At 58.9% G+C, this 25,076-nt stretch carries 29 protein-coding genes and 1 tRNA gene; 15 read left to right on the plus strand and 15 right to left on the minus strand.

What is annotated here, in order from left to right; genetic code table 11:
- The first annotated feature begins 119 nt into the window (after nt 1-119).
- Both OP496_RS03070 and OP496_RS03075 read left to right on the plus strand, forming a co-directional pair.
- Complete coding sequence (locus OP496_RS03070) at nt 120-1,772, plus strand: nitrite/sulfite reductase (RefSeq protein WP_280561993.1); 1,653 nt, start codon at nt 120-122, stop codon at nt 1,770-1,772.
- On the plus strand, nt 1,765-2,262 hold the full coding sequence (locus OP496_RS03075; protein WP_280561995.1) for a DUF934 domain-containing protein: 498 nt from the start codon (nt 1,765-1,767) through the stop codon (nt 2,260-2,262). The genes OP496_RS03070 and OP496_RS03075 overlap by 8 nt, the downstream gene beginning before the upstream one ends.
- 115 nt (nt 2,263-2,377) lie before the next feature.
- On the opposite strand, the gene smrA is transcribed toward OP496_RS03075, so the two are convergent.
- Entirely contained in the window at nt 2,378-2,971 is a 594-nt protein-coding gene (smrA, locus tag OP496_RS03080) for a DNA endonuclease SmrA (protein ID WP_280561996.1), read from the minus strand.
- A gap of 157 nt (nt 2,972-3,128) precedes the next feature.
- Between smrA and OP496_RS03085 the strand changes: the two genes are divergently transcribed.
- The gene (locus OP496_RS03085) at nt 3,129-3,551 is read left to right on the plus strand and encodes a gamma-glutamylcyclotransferase (protein ID WP_280561997.1); all 423 of its coding nucleotides are present in this window, start codon (nt 3,129-3,131) and stop codon (nt 3,549-3,551) included.
- 72 nt (nt 3,552-3,623) lie between these two features.
- On the opposite strand, the gene OP496_RS03090 is transcribed toward OP496_RS03085, so the two are convergent.
- Nucleotides 3,624-4,844, minus strand: coding sequence for a YihY family inner membrane protein (locus OP496_RS03090; protein WP_280561999.1), 1,221 nt, complete (start codon nt 4,842-4,844; stop codon nt 3,624-3,626).
- A 63-nt stretch (nt 4,845-4,907) separates the two neighbouring features.
- On the opposite strand from OP496_RS03090, the gene arsC reads away from it, so the two are divergent.
- From arsC to pdxH, 6 genes are read left to right on the plus strand one after another with little or no spacing between them, the layout of a single operon-like run.
- Complete coding sequence (gene arsC, locus OP496_RS03095; protein ID WP_280562000.1) at nt 4,908-5,255, plus strand: arsenate reductase (glutaredoxin); 348 nt, start codon at nt 4,908-4,910, stop codon at nt 5,253-5,255.
- A 27-nt stretch (nt 5,256-5,282) separates the two neighbouring features.
- Nucleotides 5,283-5,912 (plus strand): NAD(P)H:quinone oxidoreductase, encoded by a 630-nt coding sequence (wrbA, locus tag OP496_RS03100; protein ID WP_280562002.1) that lies wholly within the window; start codon nt 5,283-5,285, stop codon nt 5,910-5,912.
- Nucleotides 5,909-6,304: a DUF2069 domain-containing protein gene (locus OP496_RS03105; RefSeq protein ID WP_280562003.1), complete on the plus strand. Its 396-nt coding sequence runs from the start codon at nt 5,909-5,911 to the stop codon at nt 6,302-6,304. The genes wrbA and OP496_RS03105 overlap by 4 nt, the downstream gene beginning before the upstream one ends.
- Before the next feature lie 3 nt (nt 6,305-6,307).
- Nucleotides 6,308-7,576, plus strand: a complete 1,269-nt coding sequence (locus OP496_RS03110) for a hypothetical protein (protein WP_280562004.1) — start codon at nt 6,308-6,310, stop codon at nt 7,574-7,576.
- A gap of 26 nt (nt 7,577-7,602) precedes the next feature.
- The gene (locus tag OP496_RS03115; protein ID WP_280562005.1) at nt 7,603-7,794 is read left to right on the plus strand and encodes a hypothetical protein; all 192 of its coding nucleotides are present in this window, start codon (nt 7,603-7,605) and stop codon (nt 7,792-7,794) included.
- Nucleotides 7,791-8,438: a pyridoxamine 5'-phosphate oxidase gene (pdxH, locus tag OP496_RS03120; protein WP_280562006.1), complete on the plus strand. Its 648-nt coding sequence runs from the start codon at nt 7,791-7,793 to the stop codon at nt 8,436-8,438. The genes OP496_RS03115 and pdxH overlap by 4 nt, the downstream gene beginning before the upstream one ends.
- Nucleotides 8,439-8,556: 118 nt before the next feature.
- Here the strand turns inward: pdxH and OP496_RS03125 are convergent, their stop codons facing one another.
- The 4 genes from OP496_RS03125 to OP496_RS03140 form a co-directional block, all read right to left on the minus strand.
- Nucleotides 8,557-9,441, minus strand: coding sequence for a glycine betaine ABC transporter substrate-binding protein (locus tag OP496_RS03125; RefSeq protein ID WP_280562007.1), 885 nt, complete (start codon nt 9,439-9,441; stop codon nt 8,557-8,559).
- Nucleotides 9,442-9,544: 103 nt separating this feature from the next.
- Complete coding sequence (locus OP496_RS03130; protein ID WP_280562008.1) at nt 9,545-10,390, minus strand: proline/glycine betaine ABC transporter permease; 846 nt, start codon at nt 10,388-10,390, stop codon at nt 9,545-9,547.
- Complete coding sequence (locus OP496_RS03135; protein ID WP_280562010.1) at nt 10,390-11,598, minus strand: glycine betaine/L-proline ABC transporter ATP-binding protein; 1,209 nt, start codon at nt 11,596-11,598, stop codon at nt 10,390-10,392. Before OP496_RS03135 ends, OP496_RS03130 begins: the two co-directional genes overlap by 1 nt.
- Before the next feature lie 341 nt (nt 11,599-11,939).
- Nucleotides 11,940-14,687, minus strand: coding sequence for a bifunctional acetate--CoA ligase family protein/GNAT family N-acetyltransferase (locus OP496_RS03140; protein WP_280562011.1), 2,748 nt, complete (start codon nt 14,685-14,687; stop codon nt 11,940-11,942).
- 199 nt (nt 14,688-14,886) lie between these two features.
- On the opposite strand from OP496_RS03140, the gene OP496_RS03145 reads away from it, so the two are divergent.
- The gene (locus OP496_RS03145; RefSeq protein ID WP_280562012.1) at nt 14,887-15,825 is read left to right on the plus strand and encodes a histone deacetylase family protein; all 939 of its coding nucleotides are present in this window, start codon (nt 14,887-14,889) and stop codon (nt 15,823-15,825) included.
- Nucleotides 15,826-15,907: 82 nt separating this feature from the next.
- Nucleotides 15,908-16,540, plus strand: coding sequence for an XRE family transcriptional regulator (locus OP496_RS03150; RefSeq protein ID WP_280562013.1), 633 nt, complete (start codon nt 15,908-15,910; stop codon nt 16,538-16,540).
- Nucleotides 16,541-16,631: 91 nt separating this feature from the next.
- On the opposite strand, the gene OP496_RS03155 is transcribed toward OP496_RS03150, so the two are convergent.
- The gene (locus OP496_RS03155; RefSeq protein WP_280562014.1) at nt 16,632-18,080 is read right to left on the minus strand and encodes an APC family permease; all 1,449 of its coding nucleotides are present in this window, start codon (nt 18,078-18,080) and stop codon (nt 16,632-16,634) included.
- 266 nt (nt 18,081-18,346) lie between these two features.
- Here OP496_RS03155 and OP496_RS03160 point away from each other — a divergent pair, with 266 nt between their 5' ends.
- From OP496_RS03160 to glp, 3 genes are read left to right on the plus strand one after another with little or no spacing between them, the layout of a single operon-like run.
- Entirely contained in the window at nt 18,347-18,667 is a 321-nt protein-coding gene (locus tag OP496_RS03160) for a DUF1244 domain-containing protein (RefSeq protein WP_280562015.1), read from the plus strand.
- Nucleotides 18,664-19,188 (plus strand): molybdenum cofactor biosynthesis protein B, encoded by a 525-nt coding sequence (gene moaB, locus OP496_RS03165; protein ID WP_280562017.1) that lies wholly within the window; start codon nt 18,664-18,666, stop codon nt 19,186-19,188. Before OP496_RS03160 ends, moaB begins: the two co-directional genes overlap by 4 nt.
- On the plus strand, nt 19,181-20,371 hold the full coding sequence (gene glp / locus OP496_RS03170) for a gephyrin-like molybdotransferase Glp (protein WP_280562019.1): 1,191 nt from the start codon (nt 19,181-19,183) through the stop codon (nt 20,369-20,371). The genes moaB and glp overlap by 8 nt, the downstream gene beginning before the upstream one ends.
- A gap of 19 nt (nt 20,372-20,390) precedes the next feature.
- Here the strand turns inward: glp and OP496_RS03175 are convergent, their stop codons facing one another.
- The 6 genes from OP496_RS03175 to OP496_RS03200 all read right to left on the minus strand — a co-directional run bounded on the left by OP496_RS03175 (nt 20,391) and on the right by OP496_RS03200 (nt 23,709).
- Nucleotides 20,391-20,945, minus strand: coding sequence for an ACP phosphodiesterase (locus OP496_RS03175; RefSeq protein WP_280562020.1), 555 nt, complete (start codon nt 20,943-20,945; stop codon nt 20,391-20,393).
- 33 nt (nt 20,946-20,978) lie between these two features.
- Complete coding sequence (locus OP496_RS03180; RefSeq protein WP_280562021.1) at nt 20,979-21,332, minus strand: TusE/DsrC/DsvC family sulfur relay protein; 354 nt, start codon at nt 21,330-21,332, stop codon at nt 20,979-20,981.
- The gene (tusB, locus tag OP496_RS03185; protein ID WP_280562022.1) at nt 21,332-21,622 is read right to left on the minus strand and encodes a sulfurtransferase complex subunit TusB; all 291 of its coding nucleotides are present in this window, start codon (nt 21,620-21,622) and stop codon (nt 21,332-21,334) included. Before tusB ends, OP496_RS03180 begins: the two co-directional genes overlap by 1 nt.
- A 53-nt stretch (nt 21,623-21,675) precedes the next feature.
- Nucleotides 21,676-22,056: a sulfurtransferase complex subunit TusC gene (gene tusC / locus OP496_RS03190; RefSeq protein WP_280562023.1), complete on the minus strand. Its 381-nt coding sequence runs from the start codon at nt 22,054-22,056 to the stop codon at nt 21,676-21,678.
- Nucleotides 22,057-22,092: 36 nt separating this feature from the next.
- Complete coding sequence (gene tusD / locus OP496_RS03195; protein WP_280562024.1) at nt 22,093-22,485, minus strand: sulfurtransferase complex subunit TusD; 393 nt, start codon at nt 22,483-22,485, stop codon at nt 22,093-22,095.
- Between the two features lie 552 nt (nt 22,486-23,037).
- Entirely contained in the window at nt 23,038-23,709 is a 672-nt protein-coding gene (locus OP496_RS03200) for a Bax inhibitor-1/YccA family protein (RefSeq protein WP_280562025.1), read from the minus strand.
- A gap of 171 nt (nt 23,710-23,880) precedes the next feature.
- Between OP496_RS03200 and OP496_RS03205 the strand changes: the two genes are divergently transcribed.
- A tRNA-Ser gene (locus tag OP496_RS03205) sits at nt 23,881-23,971 on the plus strand.
- A 63-nt stretch (nt 23,972-24,034) separates the two neighbouring features.
- Here the strand turns inward: OP496_RS03205 and OP496_RS03210 are convergent.
- Both OP496_RS03210 and OP496_RS03215 read right to left on the minus strand, forming a co-directional pair.
- Nucleotides 24,035-24,712: a metallophosphoesterase gene (locus OP496_RS03210; RefSeq protein ID WP_280562026.1), complete on the minus strand. Its 678-nt coding sequence runs from the start codon at nt 24,710-24,712 to the stop codon at nt 24,035-24,037.
- A gap of 44 nt (nt 24,713-24,756) precedes the next feature.
- Nucleotides 24,757-25,011 carry a hypothetical protein gene (locus OP496_RS03215; RefSeq protein WP_280562027.1) on the minus strand — a complete coding sequence of 85 codons (255 nt, stop codon included), beginning with the start codon at nt 25,009-25,011 and terminating at the stop codon, nt 24,757-24,759.
- Nucleotides 25,012-25,076 lie beyond the last annotated feature (65 nt).

Here is a 25,076-nt window from a genome sequence, read left to right on the forward strand (position 1 = left end):
TGATCTTTTTAATAACATAAATGCAATAAGCTATTATTATTTATTCTTTCAAAGAATATAGAAGGCAGGGTAAGGTGCCCTGCTACGGCAATCCATGTGACTAGCAGGACACCGCCTGTATGTATCGGTACGACACGTACGACCAAACGCTCGTCGACGAGCGCGTCGCCCAGTTCCGCGACCAGATGCGCCGCTATCTCGAAGGCAAGATCAGCGACGAGGAATTTCTACCGCTGCGCGTGCAGAACGGTCTTTATGTTCAGCGCTATGCGCCGATGCTGCGTATTGCCATTCCATACGGCATGCTGGCCTCCTATCAGCTGCGCAAGCTGGGCGAGATCGCCGCACGCTACGATCGCGGCTATGGCCATTTCACTACGCGCACCAACCTGCAGCTGAACTGGCCGAAACTCGAGGACGTACCGGACATCCTGGCCGACCTGGCTAGCGTGCAAATGCATGCCATTCAGACCAGCGGCAACGACATCCGCAACACCACGACCGATCAATTCTCCGGCATCGCCGGCGACGAAGATGTCGATCCCCGCCCTTGGTGTGAGTTGATTCGTCAGTGGTCGACCTTTCATCCGGAGTTCGCCTACTTGCCACGCAAGTTCAAGATCGCCGTCACCGGTGCCGAAGAAGACCGCGCAGCTATCCAGGTACACGATGTGGGTCTTCGATTCTGGCGCAATGAAGCGGGTGAGGTCCGCGTCAAGGTGCTGGCCGGTGGCGGGCTGGGCCGCACGCCGATGATCGGCGCCGTGATGTGTGAAGACCTGCCGTGGCAGCACCTGCTGACGTATCTCGAAGCCATCCTGCGCGTCTACAACCAATACGGACGGCGCGACAACAAATTCAAGGCGCGTATCAAGATTCTGGTCAAGGCGCTGGGCATCGACGAATTCCGGCGTCGCGCCGAAGCGGAATGGGCGCATCTTAAAGATGGTCCTCAGACGCTGACCGACGAGGCGATTTCCGCCGTGGCTGACCACTTCGTCGAGCCGCCACGTCGTGCCGTGGCTGAGGATGCCATCCAGGCCTACGAGCGGTTGCGTGGTGAAAACCGCGGCTTCGCACGTTTCGTGACCAATAACGTCACCGATCACAAAGTCCCCGGTTACAAAGCCGTGACGCTATCGCTCAAGCGCCACGACCATTCGCCCGGCGACGTGACCTCCGGAGACATGGCTGCCGTCGCGGACCTGGCCGACGAATTCGGTCATGGCGAGCTGCGCGTCACGCACGAGCAGAACCTAGTGCTAACCGATGTGCCAGTTGATCGTATGGAAGCACTCTGGCAACGACTCGAGACGCTGGGCATGGCCAATCCCACTGTAGGTACCCTGGCCGACCTGATTTGCTGCCCCGGTGGCGATTACTGTTCGCTGGCCAATGCTAAGTCGATCCCGGTTGCCCAGGAAATCCAGCAGCGCTTCGAGAACCTCGACTTCCTGTATGACCTGGGGCCGCTGGAGCTCAATATCTCCGGCTGCATGAACGCCTGCGGACATCACCACGTGGGTCACATCGGCATTCTTGGCGTCGACAAGAAAGGCGAAGAGTATTACCAGATTTCACTGGGTGGTAGTCAGGGCAACGAGTCTTCACTGGGCAAGATTCTGGGTCCGTCTTTCTACCGGGAAGACGTGACCAACGTGATCGACAAACTGTTGCAAGTCTATGTCGGCGAACGTACGCCCGACGAGACGTTCATCGACACCTATCGCCGCATCGGCTTGAAACCCTTCAAGGAGCATGTCTATGCCTGATCAGTCACGCACCCTGATCGCCGAGCGCCGCGTCCAGGACGATGAATGGGTACTTTGCGAGGCAGATGCATCACGCCCCCAGAACGAGCGCATCATCGTCCCGCTGGTGGAATGGCAGGAAATGTCCCGCGACGACGTCGCGCCGTTGCTGGCCAGCGATACCGAGCTCACACCCGCACTCGCCGAGCAACTGCTCGATGCGCCGCTGATTGCCATCGACTTTCCCAAATTCACCGATGGACGCGGCTACAGCATTGCGCGTCAGCTTCGAGAGCGTCATGGGTATCAGGGGCAGATTCGCGCAGTCGGCGACGTCCTGATCGATCAACTTTATTACATGTCGCGCTGTGGCTTCGATGCCTTCCTGCTACGCGAAGATCAAGTCATCGAGGACGCACTCAATGCCCTGGACACGTTCAGCCTCAGCTATCAGCCTGGCACTGACACGCTGGAGCCTCTGTTCAGACGGCGTATGCGCGAAAGCGCCTGATCTGGCCAGGCATTGGCCGACACGCTCACACGAGAACGTCGTCGGCCTTTTCCTCGCTTCTTCCCCCGTTTTTTCTCTCCGACAGCCCGCTTTTTCTCCCCCTACAGAAAGGGAGTCAGCCACGCCGTTTCTGCTGGCGCTCGCGATTTCTGGCGCGGGCACGCTCCGACTTTCGCAACATGGCATAGGTGGCGCCCAAGCCACTATGACTTTTATGCGCCGAGGCATAGGCCTGCACATCGTCGAACTGCGCTAGCCACTTACCGACATAGGAACGCACGATATTCGCATGCCCTTCGGCTTCCTTGCTGCGACCATGCACGATCAACACACAGCGCAAATCATGCTCGCGCGCGTCTCTTATGAACCGGAACAGTTCGCGGCGGCATACCTCAAGCGGCCTCTTCTGTACGTGCAAATACGCCTCCGGGGCATAACCACCATGTCGCAAACGCTCGAGCACACCGATCTGAATGCCATCTCGGCGATACTCGATGGGGTCGGCCGGCCCTATCAGATCGACGAATTCATCGGATAAGAAATTGCTCTCCTTGTCGTCGGCCTCGGCCTGAGCACGGCGTGTCAATTGAGCCTCGGAAGGGGCGGAGGGTGAATGCTCGACATCCGCCTTGTCGCGTCCTTTGGTCAAGGGCTGAACGTCTTCTCCTAACGCCTGCCGAAATAGATCGTCCCGCATGTGCTGGCTCATTGGTTTGCTCTCCTATGGCCCACGATCTCGGGAAGCCTTGACGATTCCCAAGCTAACGAGATAATGCCACACTCCCCGCCCTTGGCGGCAAGTACAAACGTCGGTGTCCTACCTCATTCGTCCGCTTCCTCGCACTTCAAGAGCTCGGGAGATGTCAATGCGCTGGGTTTATAGAATCGGGGGTGCCGCTGTGATCGTTATCGTCTCCGTGTTCGGCTACCTCTGGTATACCTTCCAGAGCCCCTATGGCTATGAGGCGCCTACCAATCCACCGATCATGGATGGTCGTCTCGAGCATCATACGGTGTTCGTGTATGGCACCCTGCGTTATGCGCCGATCCGCTGGCTGGTCATGCGACGTGCCGGCCCCAAGACACCCTCCAGGCTTCGAGGTTATGCGCGTGATGAGCTGGATATTTCACCGGCACCAAACCAGCAGGTCGATGGATACACCCTTTCGGTCACTAGCGATGAGCTCAAACGCTTGGACCGATACGAACACTTGGGAGAGCGTTATCGACGCGTAAACGTCAAACTCGCTAGTGGGCAAAGTGCTTGGGTCTATCAACGCTTGCAATGAACCGAGAAGTTTTAGCCTTGAGCATTAATGATAGATAACGGTATAAAAGTATTTTGCTGCAATGAAACTTCATCATTCGCGCACCGAGTGCAGTAAGTACTCCATAGGCTGCGTCAATATCTGCTGGCGGTGATCTTCGGCTTCCTGGAGTGCAGCATGCACGAGCGTCATTTCACTCGTCGGCGCATTTTCGCCGAGTGGCACCGGCCACGGCATGGCGCGCTGAAACTCCCAGAGCGTCAGCACGCTCAGGTCGCGCCCCAGCATCCAGCGATCATTGTCGAGCTGAGCGGCAACTCCCAGCTTTTCCAGAGGCACCATCACTTGCGTGTACCGCGATCCCAGGCACATCACCAATTCTCGATCAGCCAGAGACCGTCCATGCTGATGCGCTTCATGAAGCCGGGACACTACCCCAAAAGCTTGCCAGAACGGCGGCCAATAGCGCCATTCGACACGTCGCCGCTCACTCAGCCAAGCGGCCAGCTCGGCTCCGACCAAAACAATCGTCCAGGACAGAAACACCCATATCAGAAACAAGGGCACGGCAGCGAAGGTGCCGTAGATCACCTGATAGGAGGGAAAATAGGTGACATACAGCGAAAAGGCGCCCTTGGCAAGCTCCAGCGCCAGTGCCGCCATCCCCGCCCCGGCCACAGCATGCCGAAATCGTACGCGGCAATTGGGGACTGCCATGTAGATGAAGACGAAGGCCGTGAAACTCAACGTCAACGGCAATAAGCGCAAGAAGGTTGCCGGCCCGCCCAGTACATCAGCAGCGCCGCGTACCAGCGTCAATGACGCCAGATAGGAAGACAACAGAAACCCCGAACCGATCAACAGCGGACCGAGCGTCAACACCGCCCAATAGAGCAGAAAGCTGGACACTCCCCGCCGACTGCGCGACACATGCCAGATCGTGTTGAATGCCCTTTCGACGGTCACCATCATCATGACGGCCGTCACCAACAGGAAGATCAGCCCGATCAACGTCAGGCTACGCGCCTGGCGAGAGAAGTCACGCAGGTGCTCGACCAGCGCCGATCCCGTGGCGGGCACGAACTGGCTGAAGATCAGGCCCTGAAGTTGTTCGCTGATTCCCTGAAAGCTGGGGATGGCCGACAGCATCGCATAAACGACGGTCATGAAAGGAACCACGGCGAACAAAGTGGTATAGGTCAACGCCGAGGCAGTCTTGAGCCCATCGTGAGAATCGAAACGCTGTATCAGTTCGCGCAGGCTACGCAGAATGAAGGCGGGCCAGCGGCGGTCGAGGAGTTGTGGGCGTCGCATGTGGCACTCTACAATGCTTGGCTAATTATTTGATTGGTCGCCCCCAACTGCCGGAGTCAAGGCATGACGACTTTTACACTTTACCACAACCCGCGCTGTTCCAAGTCGCGAGAGGCCTTGGCCCTGCTCGAGGCCCGCCACATCGACGTCAACGTGCATCGCTATCTCGATGCGCCACTCGACATCTCGCACCTTCGTGGACTCGCACAGCGCCTCGAGGGTGGCGTGCCGGCCCTGATGCGCACCAACGAGGCCCAATGGAAAGCTTTGGCGCTCCAGAATCCCAGCGACGAGGAACGCTTGCAGGCCATTGCCGACTATCCTCGGCTCATGCAACGTCCGATACTCGACGATGGTACGTACGCCCGCATCGGTCGTCCCCCGGAAGCTCTTCTCGATTTGATCGAATGATCGATGTCCCATGACACGAGGCCAACCATGACTCGCCCCGCTTCTGAAACACCCTATGTACTCGTCCTGTTCTATTCGCGGAACGGCGCCACGCGAGAGATGGCGGAACAGCTCGCCGCCGGCGTAGAAAACACCTCCGGCATCGCGGCACGGCTACGTACCGTTCCCCCCGTTTCCACGACGTGCGAAGCGGTCGACCCGCAAATTCCTGCCGAAGGGGCTGTCTACGCGACCCTGGACGACCTCCGCCACTGCCATGGCCTGGCGTTGGGCAGCCCCACGCGGTTTGGCAACATGGCCTCGCCCCTCAAATACTTCCTGGATACCACCAGCGAGCTTTGGATTAACGGCGTCCTCGCCGACAAACCCGCCACCGCGTTCACCTCCACGGCCAGCCTGCACGGCGGACAGGAAGCCACGCTATTGACCATGCTGATTCCCCTGCTGCATCACGGCATGGTCTACGCAGGCGTGCCCTATCGCGAGACACGCCTACTGACAACGCACTCCGGTGGTACACCCTATGGCACGAGCCATCTTGCCGGCGCACAGGCAGATCGCCACCTGGATGAGGACGAAACGGCACTGGCACGTGCACAGGGCGAGCGGCTGGGACGCCTCGCTCTGGCCATGCGTTCACTTCATGAGGCGACATGATGCGTCAACAGCTCGATCAACTGGCGACACGCCACGGGTTAGCATACGTCACGATACAAGCACGTCGAGGCGTCTGGGGTAGCTTGGCGGCACTGGCCATCTTGCAGCTTATCGGCGGCTGGCAACTACATGCCAGTGGTCAGGTCGGCCTGATGCCGATCGCCGTCCGCCTCTTGCCGCTGGTGCTCTTCTTGCCCCCTATAATCACCCGACGCCCGCGTGGGCACGTCATGCTCGCATTCGTCAGCCTGCTGTATATCTTGCAGGGGCTGATGATCGCCCAGCTACCGGGCCGGCTGGCATGGGGGACGCTGGAAACACTTGCGGCCCTCGTCTTGTTCGTTAGTGCTGCCGCGTATGCACGCTGGCGCCGACAACAGCTGACAGGCTGAGAAATGCCACTGCGTCCGTCGAGCTGCCTCATCCTCGCGATGCTCGTCGTCAGCATCGCTTGCGCCTTGCTCCACCTGCCGTTATGGCCGGCCGCAATTCTGGGATGGCTCGCCACATTTCGCCTGAGCTTGCAACTGCCACGCGCCTCCCAACGACAAGCCATGTGGCTGGGTCTCGTCGGAGTGATCATCTGGGGAGTCGCTCTATGGCGCGAGACGCCAGCCTCGCTGGTTGCCGGACTCAGCGTCAATCAGCCCTTGCTGATGATGTTCGCCGGCGTCAGCTTTCTCTCCATGGCGCGTCCGCTCGAGGATAATGATACCCAGAGCGAACGGCGCGGTAGCTTCTGGGGCACGTTGCTGGGCGTGCATCTCTTCGGGGCGGTCATCAATCTTTCCGTGCTGTTTCTGTTCGGGGATCGCATGCAACGTCAAGGACGCCTGACGCGCCAACAGGCCATCGTCCTAGGACGCGCCTTCCCGGCAGCAGCGGCCTGGTCGCCGTTCTTCGTCGCCATGGGGGTCGCCCTGACCTATGCGCCGGGCATCGACTTCCTTGCGTTGCTCCCGTGGGGACTTTTTGCATCGTTGCTCCTGCTGGCGCTGGTAACAATCGATGCGCTGCGCCTACCCGGTGAATTCATCGGTTACCCGCTCGGCAAGAGCAGTCTTGTACTCCCCGGCGTACTGGCGTTGAGCGTCATCGTGGCGCATTTCATCTGGCCGAGCTTATCCATTCCCTTGATCATCAGCATCGTATCGCCACTGTTCGCAACGCTGCTGGTCCCCTCGCGCGAGCGCCGTGACCGACTGCATAAACAACTCAACGATGGATTGCCGCGCCTGGGGCCCCAATTCGCATTATTTCTCGCCGCCGGGCTCATCTCAAGCGGTCTTGCCGCTCTGCTGGCCAGTGCGCCGGACCGACAGTTCCTTCCGCTTGATCATTTCGGGAGTTTCGCCGCCTGGATCACGCAAGGTATTCTCGTGATATTGGCGTTCGTGGGTATTCACCCGCTTGTCGGCATCGCCACGATCGCGCCGCTGGTGCAACCCCTGGGACCGGACCCAACCTTGCTGGGCATGCTGTTTCTAATGAGTTGGGCGCTAGGGACCGGCTGTAGCCCCTTGTCGGGCAGCAACCTCGCGCTATGCGTTCGCTACGGCATCAAGTCCCGGGACATGATGCGCTGGAACTTGCCCTACGCGTTACTCGGCTGGCTGGCATGTGGCGCGGTATTTGCCTTGTATGCCTGGTGGCAGACACTCTGATCTCACCCTGCACAAGGATGACACTCATGCTGCGTGCGCTCATCACGGAGGAAGCCTCTGCCATCGACACGACGACTTTTACCTATCTCGACCGCCTGGAGCGCTATCCTGATGGGTATGACTGCGTTCGCCTGGATAAGCCGGCATTCACAGGAAATGTCCGTCGAATGCCGCCGCCCAATAATGATGAATGCACACTTAGGAGAGGAAGACCATGAATTACGATATCGCTGACCTGCGACGCGAGTACGCCGGCGAGACGCTCTCCGACGAACACACGCCGGCATCGCCCATCGACTTATTTCAGGCCTGGTTCTCGGCCGCCCGTGAGCATGAACCGCAAGATCCCAACGCAATGACGTTGGCCACCGTCGATAGTCAAGGGCTCCCTCACGCCCGCGTAGTATTGCTCAAGCATTTCGACGAGCAAGGTTTCGTATTCTTCACCAACTACCAAAGCCACAAAGGCAGTGAGCTGGCCAATGTTCCTCATGCCGCCCTGGTGCTCTGGTGGCCCACCCTTCACCGACAGATACGTATCGAAGGACGCGTGGAAAAAACCGAGGCCAGCATTTCAGATGAGTATTTCGCCAGCCGTCCTCGGGACAGCCAGCTAGGCGCTTGGATTTCCCAGCAAAGCGTGGAAATCCCCGACCGCGAATGGCTGGAAGAACGCAAGCAACGCTTCGAACAGGTCTATTCCGACCAAAGCGTCGAGCGCCCGCCTCATTGGGGAGGCTATCGTGTTCGACCGTATATTCTGGAGTTCTGGCAAGGCCAATCCAATCGTCTCCATGATCGTATTCGCTATCGCCATCACGAGCAGGATGCAGCCTGGAGCAAAACGCGCTTGGCGCCTTAATCTTGAGGCTTGACCATCCAGCGTTTTGATTAAGCCCATCATATAAAACGCCCGGTCCTTCAAGGACCGGGCGTCTGGTTCAACGCTCCTCGACAAATAATGTCGAAAGTAACGCTTATCAGCTGTCGCCGTTCACCCACTCATCGACGACATCGGGGTGCTCGTCGACCCACTTCTTGGCGTTTTCGTACGGATCGGAACCTTCTTCCTGATTCATGAGCATCACTTCGCCCATCTGATCCGGGGTCCACTCGAAGTTATCGAGAATCGCGTAGGCTTCCGGCATATCGTCCTTCAGCCCTTGGCGCACGACAGTATTGATGTGCTCGGCGCCACCGTAGGCATTCTTGGGATCGTCCAGATACTTGAGGTCCCAACGTGCGAACATCCAGTGCGGCGTCCAACCGGCGACCACGATATCTTCATCGTTCTTGATGGCGCTATCCAGCGCAGCGGTCATGGTGGCGCCGCTACCTGATTGCAGGTTGATAGCATCACCAAGACTGTACTCTTCAATGGCCTTCTCGGTCAGGTTCATGAGGCCAGCACCGGGATCGATCCCCACGATCTCGTCATTGACGACATCGGCTTTGTCATCAAGTTCACCGATAGATGAGATATCGGTATAAGAAGGAACTACAAGCCCTAGCTTGGTACCCTCAAGATTCGGCCCCAGGTTCTCGACCTCGTCGCCCACCTCCTTCAGGTACTGCTCATGCGTGGAAGGCAACCATGCCGCCACCATGCCATCAGCATCGCCATAAGCGACGGCTTGCCACATCGCAGCGGCAGACAGTGACGACATCTTCACGTTATAGCCTTGCTCTTCGAGCACTGCTCGAACCACGTTGGTGGAGGCTACTTCGGAAGACCACTCGACATAGGCGAGCGTGATATCACCCTTGCTATCCTGCGCTTGCGCGATGCCCGCATTGAGCCCTGCACCGGCAGCTATCATGATGGCGCCATAGCGTACCGCTTTAGTCAATGGAGTGCGTGTCATCGTTATTCCCCTTCTATTATTGATGGGAGATCCTACCGGAACGGCCAACGACCGTTTTTTTCGAGCACATGCTCGATACATGGCGCTTTATTACGCCTTGCTTCTAGCTAGTTTTCTTTTTCGGCTTGCGAAGCGCTTGCGTGATGCGATCCAGCAACATGGCAAGGATTACCACTGCAATACCGGCTTCGAAACCATCGCCGGGACGCAGGCGCTGGATAGCACGCCATACTTCGCTACCCAGGCCATCGGCCCCGATCATCGCCGCGATCACGACCATCGACAACGCTAGCATGATCGTCTGATTGATGCCGGCCATGACCGTCGACAAAGACAGAGGAAACTGTATCTTGATCAGCTTCTGACTACGCGTGGCACCGAACGCATCCGCCGCTTCTATCAAGTCCTTGGGCACCTGTCGAATACCCAATGTCGTGAAGCGTATCGCCGGCGGCATCGAAAAGATCACCGTGGCAAAAATGGCCGACACCGACCCAATGCCGAAAAACGGAATGGCCGGAATCAGATAAACGAAGGCCGGCATGGTCTGCATGAAATCCAGAACCGGCATGATGACACTATAGAAGCGATCCGACATGGCCGCGAGCACCCCAACAGGCATGGCAATGACGACCGCGACCACGGTGGCGATCACCACCAGCGTCAAGGTCTCGATCATCGGGTCCCAAAGGCCAAGATTCCAGATCAAGGCCAGACCCAACACTGCCCCGATACCGAGACGCAGGTTGGCAACTCGCCAGCAGATCAGCGCAATGATCGCCATCAGCGCCCATTCGGGTAGCCACATCAGCCCCTCGTTGAGCACCGTGATCCCACTCTGTGTGACCCGTGAGATGCCTCGCGTCACCACGGAGTAATGCGATGTCAGAAAGTTAAGTCCGTCTTCGATGCCCCCGCCGAGGGGAATGCGTGGAATATCAATTGCCATCAGTGCTCTCCCGCTTCAGCCAGTTGTTCGAGTACCGCGCCTTTCACGACCACGCCCAATAGACGCTGATTATCGTCGACGATGGCAATCGGGTAGCTTTTGTCATTGAACATGGCAAAGAGGTTGTTCATCGGTTCATCCGGACCGGCCTTCGGGAAGTCGTTCTGGATCAACTCGCTGACCGTATCCTTACCCGCCTTGGCGGCGGCATCGACGTCGTCGACACTCACGATCCCCATCAGGGTGCGGTCGCGACCGACGACATAAATGGAGTCCAGCCCATTGTCGCTCATCTTGCGCAATACGGTGCGCGGTCCATCGCTATCACGTGCCGTGGCACGCACAGGGCGCAAGGCACTATTTGCCGTCAAGATACGCGACATATCCACGCCTTCTACGAAGCGGGCCACGTAATCGTCTGCAGGCCGTGTCAGAATTTCTTCAGGTGTACCACTTTGCACGACCTCGCCATCCTTGAGCAGGATGATGCGATCGCCGATGCTGATCGCCTCGTCGAGGTCATGAGTGATGAAGATGGTGGTCTTCTTCATGCGATGCTGCAACTCGATCAGCTCTTGCTGCATATCCTTGCGGATGAGCGGATCAAGCGCCGAAAACGCCTCGTCCATCAGCATCACGGTGGCATCGTTGGCCAGCGCACGAGCCAAACCGACACGCTGCTGCATCCCCCCTGAAAGCTGGCTCGGATAGGCATCTTCCCACCCATCGAGCCCTACCTGCTTGAGGGAATTGCGAGCGCTTTCCACGCGAGAGGCTTTCTCGACACCACGCACCTCAAGACCGTATTCGGCGTTTTCCTGCACGGTTTTATGCGGAAATAGCGCGAAATTCTGAAAAACCATCGAAAAGTGACGACGCCGGCATTCCAGCAACTCTTTCTCGCTGAGCTTGGGAATGTTCTGGCCATCAATCACGATATCGCCCTCGGTGGGCTCGATGAGGCGGTTTAGACAGCGGATCAGCGTCGATTTCCCGGAACCCGACAGACCCATGATGACGAGAAGTTCGCCTTCACGTACGTCGAAGTCGATATTGGAAAGACCCAGGGTCTGGCCGGTTTTCTCAAGAATCTCGGGACGCTTTTTCCCTTGGTTACGCAGCTCAAGTGCTTTCTTCGGCTGGGAGCCGAACACTTTGCTCAGGCCGCGCACCTGAATCTTGATGTTGGTTTCGTCTGTTTCAGTCATAGGCTTGCCTGCTTTGGTCAAGTCGTCGCCATGCCCTTGCGAAGCAAGAGCGCTCGGCAATGTCACGTTGCGAGTATCTGGCGGGTCAGTTCCTGGCTCTTATTATGGTCATGGAGATGATAAGAGATGATCATGAAGATAAAATTTCGTTATGTTTCGTGCCGAATCATACCTACTTATTGATAACGCTTCAAATAAAAACAGCTGATGATTGATCTATGGTTCAATAACCCGGCACGCGCCGCCAAGCATCTCGATCATACTCGCTAGCCGAGCTCGGCTAGCGACGGAGGCGACCTTCAGCAGCTTCGTCGCGACATCGGAAGATCAACCAAGGGGTCTTATTCCGTCGGACTCTCAAGCCGGTGGCGTTGCCAGTCGTTGCTCGGCTCGTTGAGCCGCAAGGAGGCCTCGACCACCTGCTCTTCCATGTCATAGCGAAAACTGAAGCCCAAGTGTTTCAGCAATGCGCGCATGGGCTGATTGTCGAGCATCACCGTGCCGACCATCTCGAGGATGCCGAGGCCCTTGCAGTAGCGGATCATCTTCTCCATCAGCAGGCTACCGAGACCATGTCCGTGGAGATCATCGCGAATGATTACGGAAAATTCCGTGCGGATATTGTCCGGATCGTTCCACACACGCACTACGCCCAGCATTTCCTTACTGCCATCGGGTCGCGCATGCTCGGCGATGAACGCCATTTGGCGGTCGTAATTGATCTGCGACAGCACGGCCAGATCGCGCTGCGTCAGATCTGCCTTGTGGTGGAAGTAACGAAAGCGAATGCTTTCCTCGGAAAGCCGCTCGTGGAAGAGCGTGATCAGCGGCGCGTCCTCGCCCCGGATCGGGCGCACTTCAACATCCATGCCATTGCCTAACGCGCGCCATTCACGCAGTTCCTCGGGATACGGCATGATCGCATGGTACGCGGGCTGGCCCAGATCCATGGCAAAGTCCACCGCCACGACACCATCACGATTGAGCAATAGCGGATTTAGCTCCAACCCCTGGAGTTCAGGCAAATCCGACGCGATCTGCGAGAGTTTGACCAGCAGTTCGCAGAGGCGCTCGACGTCCTTTTCGGGATCAGAGGCGTGCTCACGGATCAGGCGATACGCATGCGTACGCGATACCAGCTCGTTAGCCAGCGTCATGTTCAGCGGCGGCAAGGCCACCTGACGATCCGCCAGCACATTGATCTTGTAACCGCCGATGCCGAAGACAATGACCGGCCCGAACACCGGATCACGCGTGATGCCTGCGCAAAGTTGCATCGACGCCTTGCCGCGCTGCATGCGTTGCAGGCAGTAGCTGAAAATCGGGCTTTCGGGGAATTTTTCGCGGACCTTGTCACCCAGACGCCGCACACCATCGGCCACCTGCTCCGGCGTCTCGAGATCTTGTATCAATCCCGCAGAGAGCTTATGTGGGTGCTTGCGATAACGGAACGGCACGCAGTTATTGGCATGCACGATTTTCAGTGCCATGGGGCCATCGATATCCCGCGCGGCTTGAAGCGCTTCCTCGGGGCCGAAGATATACTGGCTCGGTGCCGAGGGTATGCCATAGGCGGCCAGAACCTCCGCCGTTTCCTGATGCGTCAGGAGATCGCGCTCACGCTGCTTGGCCGAGGCGATCAAACGATGGCAGCGGGCGCGGATGTCGGGGTGTGTCGTGAAGGGCAGGCTTGGCGGGGTTTCCTGCAAAAGCGTCTGCACACGTTGATAATCAACCATGTGCATGAAAGCCTTGACGGCTTTCTCTGGTGAGATATAGGTGGGAATGCCCGCCAGATTGCACTCATGGCGCGCCTTTAGCGCTTCCTCGAGTCCCATCCAACTAGTCAGCAGGTTGCGCTTGAAGCGTTTGCGATTGGCGATCAGCGCCTCGGCTGTGGTCTTGGAGGGCGCCAGGCGAGTCGGCGCATGCACCACCAGTACGGCATCCACGTTGGCATCGGCCGCCACGATTTCCAGCGCCTCTACGAACCGCTCGGGCGAGGCGTTACCGCCCAAATCGACGGGATTGCGCCCCGGCAAACTGACATCGAACTCCCCCTGCACCAGCGCATCGCGAGTAACATCGTTGAATTCCGCCAGCTTGCCGCCAGCAAGCACCAGCTTGTCGATCGCCAAGAGCGCCGGCCCCAACCCATTCGCTACGATAGCCAAGCGATCACCGCGCAACGGACGCATCCGCGTCAGTGTCTCCAGTGCATCGAACAACTCATCGGAATCGTCCACGCGCACGACCCCGGCGCGCGCCAGCGCCGCGTCGAATATCACATCGCGATTATCGATCCCCGGCGTCTGCGGTTCATGCGTCAGTGTCGACTGCACCGAGCGTCCGCTCTTGATCGCCAGCACCAACCGGTGTCGTGAGGCATCGCGCAGCGCGGTCATGAAGTGCTGCGCATCGTGCACCCGCTCCAAATGCAGCAGCAAGGCGCGTGTCGGCGAGTACTGGTTGATGTAATCCATGAGGTCGGACAGCATCACATCGACGCTGTCACCCAGCGTTACCAGGTGCGAAAAGCCGATGTCTCGCCCCGCCGCCCAGTCGATCATGGCATTGCCGAGCATCCCCGATTGCCCCAGATAGGCGACGCGCCCTGCCTTGATCGGCTGGCTGGCATAAGTGGCGTTGAGCTTGTTGCCGGGCACCACGATCCCCAGACACTCCGGCCCCAACACGCGGATCCCCGAGCGCAGCGCCGCCTTGAGCATACGCTCTCGCAGCGAGCCGCCATCCTGGGTGCGATCGTCGAGATAGGAGCCCCCGGAAAGCACCAAGGCCGCGCGTGCCCCCAGCTTGCCCAGCGCTTCGATGCTACGCGGCACACCCTCCATTGGATTGCAGAGAATCGCCAAGTCCGGCACGGCGGGCAAATCCGCAATGCGCTTTACGCAGGACACGCCATACACCGCGTCATAACCACGTGGGTTAACCGCCCACAGCGTGCCGGAAAACCCCGCTTCGAGCAGGTTGCCAAGCACCATGCCGCCCATCGAATGCGGCTTCTCCGAAGCGCCGATCACTGCCACGCTATGTGGCGCGAAAAAGTGACGCAGAAAACGCGTTCCCACAGCAATCTCTCCCGCTTGATTTGCCGCTCACCATCGCGCGGCGCGGACGGCCTAGTCTCAACATGGCCTCTCGCCAAAACCGCGATGACACCGTTCGACCTATGGGCACTGTTCTCACATCCTATCAGGCCTTAAAGTCCCACGCGGACAGCATGCGCCCATCGTCTCAACCGATAGACGTCCTCTGGATGGAGTTCCCATGATCACTGCGTATATTACTCACCCCGGTTGCATGCGGCATTTCATGGGGCCTAGCCATCCCGAGAGCCCCAAGCGCCTTGAAGCCATACGCGCTCGCTTGGCCTTGAGCGGTGTATTGACGCATACCATGCAATCCGAGGCACAGCCGGTAAAAGCACAGACGCTTGCCCTCGCGCATTGTCCGCAGTATCTGGAGATGCTCGAGGCCAATGCCCCGCAGGAAGGCTTGAGCGAGCTCGATGGCGAGACCTACATGAACCAGGACACGCTCGGCGCCGCAGGCGTCGCCGCCGGCGCGGTCGTACGTGGCGTCGATCAGGTCTTCCGGCACCAGGCGGACAACGTCTTCTGCGCCGTGCGTCCGCCCGGGCACCATGCAGAACGCTGCTCGGCGATGGGCTTTTGTTTCTATAACAACGTTGCCATCGGGGTGGCTCACGCCCGCCAGCGTTATGGCATCGAGCGCGTCGCCGTGCTGGATTTCGATGTCCATCAGGGCAACGGCACGGTCGATATCTTCAAGGACGACCCCGGCGTCCTGGTCTGTTCGAGCTTTCAATCGCCCTTCTACCCTTGGCGCTATCAGGATGGCGCGTGGGGCAACGTCATCAATACTCCCTTGGCCGCAGGGGCCAAGGGCAATGAGTTTCGCCGCCGCGTGGAAACGCAGTGGCTTCCCGCGCTGCAAGCCTTCAAACCGCAATTGATCATGCTCTCGGCAGGGTTCGATGCTCACAGCAACGACCCCATGGCAGAGCTCAATCTTGTTGAATCCGATTATTTCTGGGTCACGCAACTCGCCTTGGATATCGCCCGTGTATACGCCGAAGGACGCTTAGTCTCGGTACTCGAGGGGGGCTACCATCTGGACGCCTTGGGTACCAGTGTCGAGGCACATCTCAAGGCGCTGCTGGGCTTTCCTCTCGGCGACTCTTGAGTACCCCGAACGACGCCTAGCTCCCCCGCCCCATCGGGCTGTGGTATCCTAACGGAAACTTTATTTCCTATCGTGGAACCCCATGACTGCCCAAACCGATAGCGACGCCGCCCTGCGCATCGCCTCTGGACGCAAAGCGTTCGTCGAGCCGCTACGTCTGGGTGATCGCCTCAAGGAAATTCGCCTGTCCAATCACTGGACCCTGGAAGATGTCAGCCAACGTACCGGTTTGGCACGTTCGACGCTGTCCAAGATCGAGAACGATCAGACCTCACCTACCTTCAGCGCCGTACAGAAACTCATCGGCGGTCTCGGGATCGACCTACCGCAACTGCTGACGCCGCCCAAACCGCAGGCGCGCACACTCGGTCGCCGCGATCTGACGCGCGTCGGCGAAGGCCAGCAGCACCCCACGCCAACCTATGAGCACGAACTTCTCTCGTGGCAGATGGCCCAAAAGCGAATGATTCCCTTCAAGACCATCGTCCGCGCCCGTAGCTTCGATGAATTCCAGGAGTGGGTGCGCCATGACGGCGAGGAATTCCTGATGGTGCTCGACGGCGACATCCTGCTTTATACCGAGTTCTACGAGCCGCTACGCCTGACCCACGGCGACAGCATCTATTTCGACAGCGACATGGGCCACGCCCTGGTGTCCGTCAGCGACTCGGACGCCGTAGTGCTTTCCGTATGCACGCGCGGCGAGAACGCGTGATACCTGATACATGAAAGCGCCCGGCCTCGAGCCGGGCGCTTACTTCATTTACGCTAGACATGTCGGGAGACATGCACCCTTACCGATACCTTCAATCGATATCCTTGACGGCACTATCGCCGGAAAGCTCACGGGCCATCATGCGGTCACTGTATGCCACGCCGTAGCGCTTGCGTGCCCACAGGTACATCACCAGTCCGAGCAGCATCCACGCCCCGAAGACGACCCACTCGATCGGTAACAGTGCAGACGGACTGCCTGGCAGATAAAGACTCACCAAGCCCAGCGACAACGCTACTGCAACGATGCCGACTAATTTGCCATAAGGCACCTTGAAAGGACGCGCCATATCGGCGTTCTTGTAACGCATCACCACAAACGACAGCGCCACGAACAAATACGCGATGACGATACCCAGTCCACCGGCGTCGACCAACCAGACCAGCATAGGACGCCCAAAAAACGGCGACAGGCAGGACACCGTGCCAATCAGGATGATCGCATTGCTTGGGGTCTTGTAACGTGGGTGAAGCTTGCCCAAAAACGCCGGCAGCATACCCGCATGGGCTAGAGCATAGACGGCACGCGAACCACCGATATAAAAGGCGTTCCAGCTAGTGATGATGCCCGCGATGCCCGCCAGCACCATTAGCTTACCGGCCCAAGGAGCCGCGAATACGGCCTGCATGGCATCCGGTACCGCCAGATGAGAAGCGCTCAAGGCTTGGGGGTCGAGCATCAGCGACGTGCCGAGGATGATCAAGGCATACCAGAACACTGCCAGGATGACCGATATCATCAACACCTTGCCGATGTCGCGGAATGGCAGATTGATTTCTTCGGCTGCCTGGGGGATCACATCGAAGCCCACGAACATGAAGGGCACCATGATCATGACCATCATGATACCGCCCACAAGGCCGTTCTCAACGTTGAACAGGGGCTCCATGTGAGCCGTTTCTCCAGTAAACAACGCCCCGGTGATGAACATCACGCCCACCACCAGGATCAGAATCGTCACCAGTTTCTGCACCAGCGCCGCCGTGCGAATGCCAATGTAGTTGATCGCCATCATGACCAGCGAGCCAACAACGCCGACTGCCACCCAGGTGGCCTTGACGTCCCAGCCGGCAACCGTCCAGAGATCGCCGACGGCATAACCGGGAAACAAGTTCTCGAATACCGTAGGCAGAGCTACGGCCTCGAAGGACACCACGCTCATGTAACCCAGCACGATGGTCCAGGTGCAGAGAAACGAGGCGAAGTGCCCCAGGGCGTGATAGCTGTATACGTGTTCGCCACCGACCTGAGGCATGGCCGAGGCCAGCTCAGAATACGTCAATCCCACCAATACGATGGCAATGCCACCGACCACAAAGGCCAGGATGGCCCCTAGGCTCCCTGCCGACTGGATCCAGTTGCCGGTCATGACGATCCAGCCCCAGCCGACCATGGCGCCGAACGCCAGCGCGAGTACCTCCTTGCGCGCAAGGACCCGCGTCAGTTCGCTTGCTTTATTGGAAGCAGTTGTTCGGTTCATCGCGATACTCGTTTATGGAAAGCGGTATTGTTGAGTGCACTTATCTTGCGTCCAGCAAGCGGCATTTGTTTCATATAATGCACACTCGTCGGCAAGATAATTGACCATGTGAATCGAGACAACCCGGGGCAAGAGGCAATATCCGTTTTTCCACGCCATGACAAGTGCTGAAACGCTGCTAGCGAAACGACACCGCCCCCGGGCGGTGTCGCTCTTTGTTATGCTAGTTTCGTCTCATGATGACATGCCCAGCGAGGAGCCTTCCCATGCAACACATCGACGCTGACACGCGCACCGAACTCGAGGCGGCCGCTTTCCGCCAGTTGCTCGATCACCTCGACGCCAACAAGGACGTGCAGAACATCGACCTGATGATCCTGGCCGACTTCTGCCGTAATTGCCTCTCCAAATGGCTGGTGGCCGCCGCCGGCGAGCGCGATATCGAGCTCGACTACGAAACGGCCCGCGAATACGTCTACGGCATGCCGTACAGCGAATGGAAAGAGCTCTACCAAGCCCCTGCCACGCCCGAGCAACTCGAGGCGCTGGATGCCCGCCAGCAGCGCAAGAAGGACACGCACGCATGAGCGATGCCACTTTCATCCCGCTCAAGATCGCCGTGCTGACCGTCTCCGATACCCGCACGGAGGAAACCGACCGCTCGGGCAACGCGCTAGTGGAACGCCTAAAGCGCGATGGGCACGAACTCGCCGACAAACGCATCGTCGTCGATGACGTCTATCGTATCCGCGCGCTCGTTGCACAGTGGATCGCCGACGATGACGTGCAAGTCATCCTCACCACCGGCGGTACCGGTTTCACCGGGCATGATTCCACCCCCGAGGCGGTCGAAGTATTGCTCGACAAGCATATCGAAGGCTTCGGCGAATTGTTTCGTCATCTTTCGTGGCAGGAAATCGGCAGTTCCACCGTGCAGAGCCGCTGCCTCGGCGGCCTGGCCAACGCGACCGTGGTGTTCTGCTTGCCGGGTTCCACCGGCGCCTGCCGCACCGCTTGGGACGGCATCCTTCACGAACAGCTCGACAGCCGCCATCAACCATGCAACTTCGCCAACCTCGTGATTCCTGGGAGAGGCCAGCATGGCTGAGCTGCAAAGCGTCGAGCGCGCGCTGGAGGCGCTGCTGAAGGATGTAAAGGCGGGAGATGTCGAGCGGATCGAGTGCGACACAGCGGCGGGCCGCGTGCTCGCCGAAACGGTCACCGCCCGCCTCGACGTACCGCCCGCCGATAACAGTGCCATGGATGGCTATGCACTACGCCATGCCGATGCCGGTCAGTGGTTGCCCATCAGCCAGCGCATTGCGGCCGGCTACGCGCCCGAGCCGCTCGCACCGGGCACCTGCGTACGCATCTTCACCGGTGGTGAAATTCCCCCGGGGGCCGACACGGTGGTGATGCAGGAACGCGTGGAAACGCAAGACGCCCAGGCGCATGTTCCCGGCGACATCACGCTGGGCGATAGCGTGCGTTGCCGTGGGCGCGACGTGAGGGCCGGCACTCCGCTTCTGGAAGCAGGTACCCGGCTCGAGGCAGCCGCTTTGGGACATCTGGCCGGCCAGGGCATCACGCAGGTCAGCGTTTATCGTCGCCCGCGCGTGGCGCTGCTCTCTACCGGCGATGAAATCATCGAGCCTGGTCAGTCGCTCGCACCGGGGCAGATCCATAACTCCAATCGGCCCATGCTCTCGCGTCTGCTCGAGCGCTTCAGCGCCGAACTGGTCATGCGCGAACACGTTGCCGACGACTTCGCGACCACCCAGCGTCTCCTGCGCGAGGCCGCCGAGCAAGCCGATTTCATCGTCACCACGGGGGGCGTCAGCGTCGGCGAAGAAGACCACGTCAAGCACGCGCTGGAATCACTGGGGCAGCTAGATCTCTGGCAGTTGGCCATGCGCCCCGGCAAGCCATTGGCACTGGGGCGCATCGGCCAGGCGCGACTGGTAGGCCTGCCCGGCAACCCCGTTTCATGCTTCGTCGGCGCCTGGGTGTATCTCCGCCCCCTCATGGGCGCCCTGCTGGGCTGCCCACGCATGGCCACGCTGCCTCGCCTGTGGGCGCGCGCGGCTTTCACCACACACACGCAAGCACGTCGCCACTACATGCGTGTGGGGCTCGAGTTCACTACCGATGGCATCGTCGCCCACGCCTTCGCCGACCAGAACTCGGCCGTGCTGTCCTCCTGCCTCGAGGCCGATGCCCTCGCGGTCGTACCCGAACACACCACTCTCGATGAAGGCGAGCGTGTGGAATGCCTATGGCTAACGGATTAATGTCACTGAAAACGAGGGCCTAGTCAGCACTCAACGCCTGATTGAGCGCTGGCCAGAGAACATGGAAGTCGTGCTCTAATGCGGGGTAGTCGGTGCGCAACCAAGGCACCAACTCCGCCAGACGATTGGGGCCACGCAAACGGCGTCCGAGGCCCGCGATCGCCTGGCAGGTGAAGTCGAAGTCGGCGTAACGACTCAGCCAGTCGTCTTCGATCAGGGCGGGAATCATGGGCGCCAAGCGGTTAGGGGCTCGCCCCTGAGCCTGGAGCACCCGGTAGCAACGCGTAATCAAGGCGACGTCGGCATGATCGCGCGCCACGAAATGGTCCCACACCAGATCCAGAGCAATGCCCACCACACGCCGCTGGGGACGCGGTGCGCGTTCTCGCACGCTACGGATCACGACGTGGTCGTCGACCCAGGCATCCACGCGACGGTGATGGCGAATACCGCGCGCGATATCCGCCGCCCAATCGCCATCGGGGTCGCCCTTGACGCCATCGGCGATCAAATTGCCGTACAGAAAGGCGTCGTTGCCACCACGTACCAGCCAGGCATGCGCAAGAAAGTTCATCGAAGGCCTAGAAACAGTTTGTGAAGACAGTGCTTAGAGACAGTTGGTCGGCTTGGGCAATCCCGCCAGGCGCGCCCCCACCTTGGCCGGACTATCGGGAAACAACCGCATCAAGTGCAGGGAGCGCCCTTTATCAGGCCCCAGCGCCTGGCTGACGGCCTTGACCAGAGGCCGCATCGCCGGGGCGTTTTCATAACGCGCATAGAAGGCTCGCAGAACCTCGAGAACCTCCCAGTGTTCAGGCGTCAGCTCGCGCCCCTCTTCGGCAGCCAGCGCCTCGGCCACGGCCGGTGTCCAGGCCGTCAGTTCGACCACGAACCCTTCGGGGTCGAGCCCGATGTCACGGCCTTCTACCGCGATATAGCGTGTCGCTTGCGTGGTCGCCATCAGAACCAGCTCACCGTGCGTTGCGCGTCCTCCGTCAGCGCCACGAAACCGTCCATGTCGACGATGATCACGCGGGCATCGCAACGCCCCGCCAGACCGCGCGATTCTAGATCCTCACGCAAGGCGAACAGGCGTCCTTCCAGACCTGGAAAATGTTGTACCTGTGCACTCACCGCGCCAAACACGCCATCTTCGATCAGCATCAACCCATCTTCCTCCCCCATCGCGCGCAATACGTCCTGAGGAACGGAGCTCGAACTCGGGGCACGATTGAGCAAGTGCAACAACATTCGCAGGTGTCTCCTAACAGCGCTTCCCAGCTAGCGTCCAGTACGGGCAGCGTTCAGAAATTGAAGATTTGACGGTGACCGGCAAGCACCGTCGACAGTTCCGGCGTCGACACTCCAATCACCGGCAAGAGCAGATCATCGCGGGTCAGCCCACGTGCCTCGAGCGAGTCGACATCGACATACAAGCGCTCGATATCGTACATCTCCAGCATCTCGAAGGTGCTTTGGGAGCCCTTCTGTCCCAACGGACCCGGGCCTTGGCCCTGGAGCAATGCCCAGACGCCGTCCCCCATCAGCAACAACGAGACGGACTGACCGAAAGCCGCCCCCACCAATGCTAGATCGAGAGCCTCGCGTAGCCATAAACCGCCGTGCGGCGCATGGCGCAACATCACCAGAAGATCGCCATGCGGTGCCTCGGTTATCTCGGACATGACAGTTCCCCGTGACATGAATGAGCGACGCCAAATTCAGGGCGCGAAGGTAATCAGCCGCTCGTGCGTCTGGCCGATGTCGAGCAACTGCCCCAGCCCCGTCAATTCGAAGGGAGGCTCGAGACTCGCCCCGCTCTTGCCATGACGCTCGGCCTCACGGGCATCCAGCAAGCCACGGCGCAACGCCGCTGCCACGCAGACCTGCAAGGCGGTTCCCTGCGTACGCTGCAAATCACACCAGGCATCGACGAGGTGTGGCTCATCCTGTGGCGGCGCCGCGAGATGTGAGGCGTTATAAACCCCATCGTGATAGAAGAACACCGTCTCGACACGATGCCCCCGTGCGATAGCGGCATGCGCGAAACGCAACGCAGAGTGCGCTGCCTGATGGCTATACGGGCCTCCTAGCACGAGTAAGGCGTAACGCATCGAAGAGTCTCCCGTCACTGACGCGGTGTATGACGCTATTGTCCTCGACGTGACGAGGTCAGGCAAATCATGGATGCGCCACATGCCATGCCATCAAACGATCATTGACGGCAACTACGTTAGCGAGTATATTTTTAACAAGCTAATTTATAGCATATCTTTAGCTAGCGATACGATCTGTTGATATCCCCAACCTTGGCCGCCTTTCTAGGCGGCTTTTTTTATGTCACACCGCCACAGAAGCGACTAATATGAGCGCCGTCACGGTTTGTGCGAATCCTCTTCAACCGTTACGAAATCCGGCTAAATTGAAAGTGTCTGTGTCGTAATGTACCGGCACATCTGCTGATTCGTGGAGGTTACGATCATGACCGTTGCCCTGCTTTCCCCGACCAAACGCCCGCCAGCGATACTGTCGATCACTCATAGCGATGGAGCGGTCCTCTCGGGCCCGACGCCCAAGTGAGAAATAGGCTGATACCCTACGCAAAAGGCCCGCACCTCCAGGGTGCGGGCCTTCGACAGCCAGGCGCCGCAGCGCCACTAGCCATATCAGTCGTTAGACATGAAGCCCAGAATAGACAACAGGCTGACAAAAATATTGTAGATCGACACGAACAGGGTAATGGTCGCCAAGATGTAGTTGGTTTCCCCCGCGCGGTGGATGATCTCGCTGGTCTGATACAGAATCGCAGCCGAAGAAAACAGCACGAAGCCTGCGGAGACTGCCAGCGCCAGCGCGGTGATATTGAAAATCATCGCCGCAACCATCGCCAGCACCAGCACGATCGCCCCGGCGATCATGAAGTTACCCAGGAAGCTGAAATCCTTGCGGGTAATCAAGGCCACGGCCGACAGCCCGATGAACGTCGCGCCCGTCATCCCCAACGCGGTCATCACCAATTGCGCTCCATTGGGCAATGACAGGTAGAGGCTCAACATCGGACCCAACGTGAAACCCATGAAGCCCGTGAAGGCGAAGATCGACAAGATGCCTGCCGCCGAATTCGCGGTCTTGTGAACCAGGAACATCAAGCCGTAGGCGCCAATCATGAAGATGAAGATATTCATCTGCCCGATGCCCATGGCCATTGCGGTTCCCGCCGTCACAGCGGAGAACAACAGCGTCATGGCCAGGAGCATATAGGTGTTGCGCAACACCTTGTTGGTACTTATTTCCGATCGCGTCTGCTGATCAGAAACCTGAGAAGTACGATATGCCATGGGATTTCTCTCCTCGGTGGCGCTGAAAACTATAAGGTAAGACCTAGGATGCCCCGCTTGAGTTCCCACTGCAAGATGGATATTCAACGCACTGGCGTTGTTTTAACTCATTGAAAGCACAAAAAGTCTTGACGACTCGATGAATGCTGGTAATATACAACGCCGTGAGCCGGAGGGATGGCAGAGCGGTTGAATGCACCGGTCTTGAAAACCGGCGAAGGTTTGTAGCCTTCCCAGGGTTCGAATCCCTGTCCCTCCGCCATTGCATCTTAACGCCCCGAGTTTCAGTAACCTACTGATCTCGGGGCGTTTTCGTTTCGGGATGTCACATCTTACGTCGCGGCTCGATACCGCTCATCAGCGTGCGTGCTTCGATGAGTGTTAGTCTTCCTGTCGTAAAGGCACCGGTGTCGATGTAGTGGACGTTCCCCAGCCACGTGGGTCGCTCTACAATGGTGTGTCCCACCACCACGGCATCGATACCGCTGACCGGAGTCTCATCGCCACGCCGGATGCGCGTTCTTCCCCAGAGCTGGTCCTGCGAAGGCGTTACGATGTCCCGCCAGTCTAAGGGGGGTTCGGCGTGGACAATGCCGAGACGCTTACCGGCGACTGATATTTCGCGCGCATAGGGCATGCAAGGCAAAGACTGCTGGAGCAGCATCTGCGCCTCGGCCAACCCCGCCTCCAGCGCCCAAGTGCCGCCGTTGATCATCCAGGCATCGCGGGTTTTTAGACTGCCTCTTTCCTCGCCCAGCAACGCTTCATACGCCAGCATTTCGTGATTGCCACGCACGGCGTAGAACCAGGATTCGAGGACGAGAGATAAACACTGGAGACTATCGGCGCCACGATCGATCAGATCCCCGACACTGAACAGTCTATCCCGTTGTCGGTCGAAACCGACTGCGTTCAACCTGTCATGAAGCAACGCCAATTGGCCGTGTATATCACCGACGATGAAATCGCGGCCGCACTCATTGGGACCGTGCCGTTGAATCACGCGAACGGCTCCTTATCAACTAACGGAAATACTTCAAAGGCCGTTTAAATATCGCGAAACGCCGCTTCTCCAACGTGCCTAGGACCACCATCACGTAAGTCGCTGCCTTCGCGCTCCAGCGCCTTCGCCAGCAGCTCATCGACGCTGGCACGCGGATGCGCGCCGGCCATCTCGACGCTCTCGAAATCACACGCCTCGCATTCCGGGCACCTTGCTTCCAGCGGTCGCCGGGCTGCCTTGATGAATACTTCAACCTGACAAGCGCGACAACGATAGAGACCCCGCTGGGGCATGAACATGACAAACTCCGCAGGACAAGACAATCTACTCAGCGTAGAACAAGATAACGCGCTGTGCGCTTATT

This window comes from Chromohalobacter sp. 48-RD10 (genome assembly GCF_029889785.1).
Taxonomy (GTDB): domain Bacteria; phylum Pseudomonadota; class Gammaproteobacteria; order Pseudomonadales; family Halomonadaceae; genus Chromohalobacter.

Coding starts and splice junctions, on each gene's coding strand:
- OP496_RS03070 (WP_280561993.1), top strand. CDS start 120: ATGTATCGGTACGACACGTACGACCAAACGCTCGTCGACGAGCGCGTC.
- OP496_RS03075 (WP_280561995.1), top strand. CDS start 1,765: ATGCCTGATCAGTCACGCACCCTGATCGCCGAGCGCCGCGTCCAGGAC.
- smrA (WP_280561996.1), bottom strand. CDS start 2,971: ATGAGCCAGCACATGCGGGACGATCTATTTCGGCAGGCGTTAGGAGAA.
- OP496_RS03085 (WP_280561997.1), top strand. CDS start 3,129: ATGCGCTGGGTTTATAGAATCGGGGGTGCCGCTGTGATCGTTATCGTC.
- OP496_RS03090 (WP_280561999.1), bottom strand. CDS start 4,844: ATGCGACGCCCACAACTCCTCGACCGCCGCTGGCCCGCCTTCATTCTG.
- arsC (WP_280562000.1), top strand. CDS start 4,908: ATGACGACTTTTACACTTTACCACAACCCGCGCTGTTCCAAGTCGCGA.
- wrbA (WP_280562002.1), top strand. CDS start 5,283: ATGACTCGCCCCGCTTCTGAAACACCCTATGTACTCGTCCTGTTCTAT.
- OP496_RS03105 (WP_280562003.1), top strand. CDS start 5,909: ATGATGCGTCAACAGCTCGATCAACTGGCGACACGCCACGGGTTAGCA.
- OP496_RS03110 (WP_280562004.1), top strand. CDS start 6,308: ATGCCACTGCGTCCGTCGAGCTGCCTCATCCTCGCGATGCTCGTCGTC.
- OP496_RS03115 (WP_280562005.1), top strand. CDS start 7,603: ATGCTGCGTGCGCTCATCACGGAGGAAGCCTCTGCCATCGACACGACG.
- pdxH (WP_280562006.1), top strand. CDS start 7,791: ATGAATTACGATATCGCTGACCTGCGACGCGAGTACGCCGGCGAGACG.
- OP496_RS03125 (WP_280562007.1), bottom strand. CDS start 9,441: ATGACACGCACTCCATTGACTAAAGCGGTACGCTATGGCGCCATCATG.
- OP496_RS03130 (WP_280562008.1), bottom strand. CDS start 10,390: ATGGCAATTGATATTCCACGCATTCCCCTCGGCGGGGGCATCGAAGAC.
- OP496_RS03135 (WP_280562010.1), bottom strand. CDS start 11,598: ATGACTGAAACAGACGAAACCAACATCAAGATTCAGGTGCGCGGCCTG.
- OP496_RS03145 (WP_280562012.1), top strand. CDS start 14,887: ATGATCACTGCGTATATTACTCACCCCGGTTGCATGCGGCATTTCATG.
- OP496_RS03150 (WP_280562013.1), top strand. CDS start 15,908: ATGACTGCCCAAACCGATAGCGACGCCGCCCTGCGCATCGCCTCTGGA.
- OP496_RS03155 (WP_280562014.1), bottom strand. CDS start 18,080: ATGAACCGAACAACTGCTTCCAATAAAGCAAGCGAACTGACGCGGGTC.
- OP496_RS03160 (WP_280562015.1), top strand. CDS start 18,347: ATGCAACACATCGACGCTGACACGCGCACCGAACTCGAGGCGGCCGCT.
- moaB (WP_280562017.1), top strand. CDS start 18,664: ATGAGCGATGCCACTTTCATCCCGCTCAAGATCGCCGTGCTGACCGTC.
- glp (WP_280562019.1), top strand. CDS start 19,181: ATGGCTGAGCTGCAAAGCGTCGAGCGCGCGCTGGAGGCGCTGCTGAAG.
- OP496_RS03175 (WP_280562020.1), bottom strand. CDS start 20,945: ATGAACTTTCTTGCGCATGCCTGGCTGGTACGTGGTGGCAACGACGCC.
- OP496_RS03180 (WP_280562021.1), bottom strand. CDS start 21,332: ATGGCGACCACGCAAGCGACACGCTATATCGCGGTAGAAGGCCGTGAC.
- tusB (WP_280562022.1), bottom strand. CDS start 21,622: ATGTTGTTGCACTTGCTCAATCGTGCCCCGAGTTCGAGCTCCGTTCCT.
- tusC (WP_280562023.1), bottom strand. CDS start 22,056: ATGTCCGAGATAACCGAGGCACCGCATGGCGATCTTCTGGTGATGTTG.
- tusD (WP_280562024.1), bottom strand. CDS start 22,485: ATGCGTTACGCCTTACTCGTGCTAGGAGGCCCGTATAGCCATCAGGCA.
- OP496_RS03200 (WP_280562025.1), bottom strand. CDS start 23,709: ATGGCATATCGTACTTCTCAGGTTTCTGATCAGCAGACGCGATCGGAA.
- OP496_RS03215 (WP_280562027.1), bottom strand. CDS start 25,011: ATGTTCATGCCCCAGCGGGGTCTCTATCGTTGTCGCGCTTGTCAGGTT.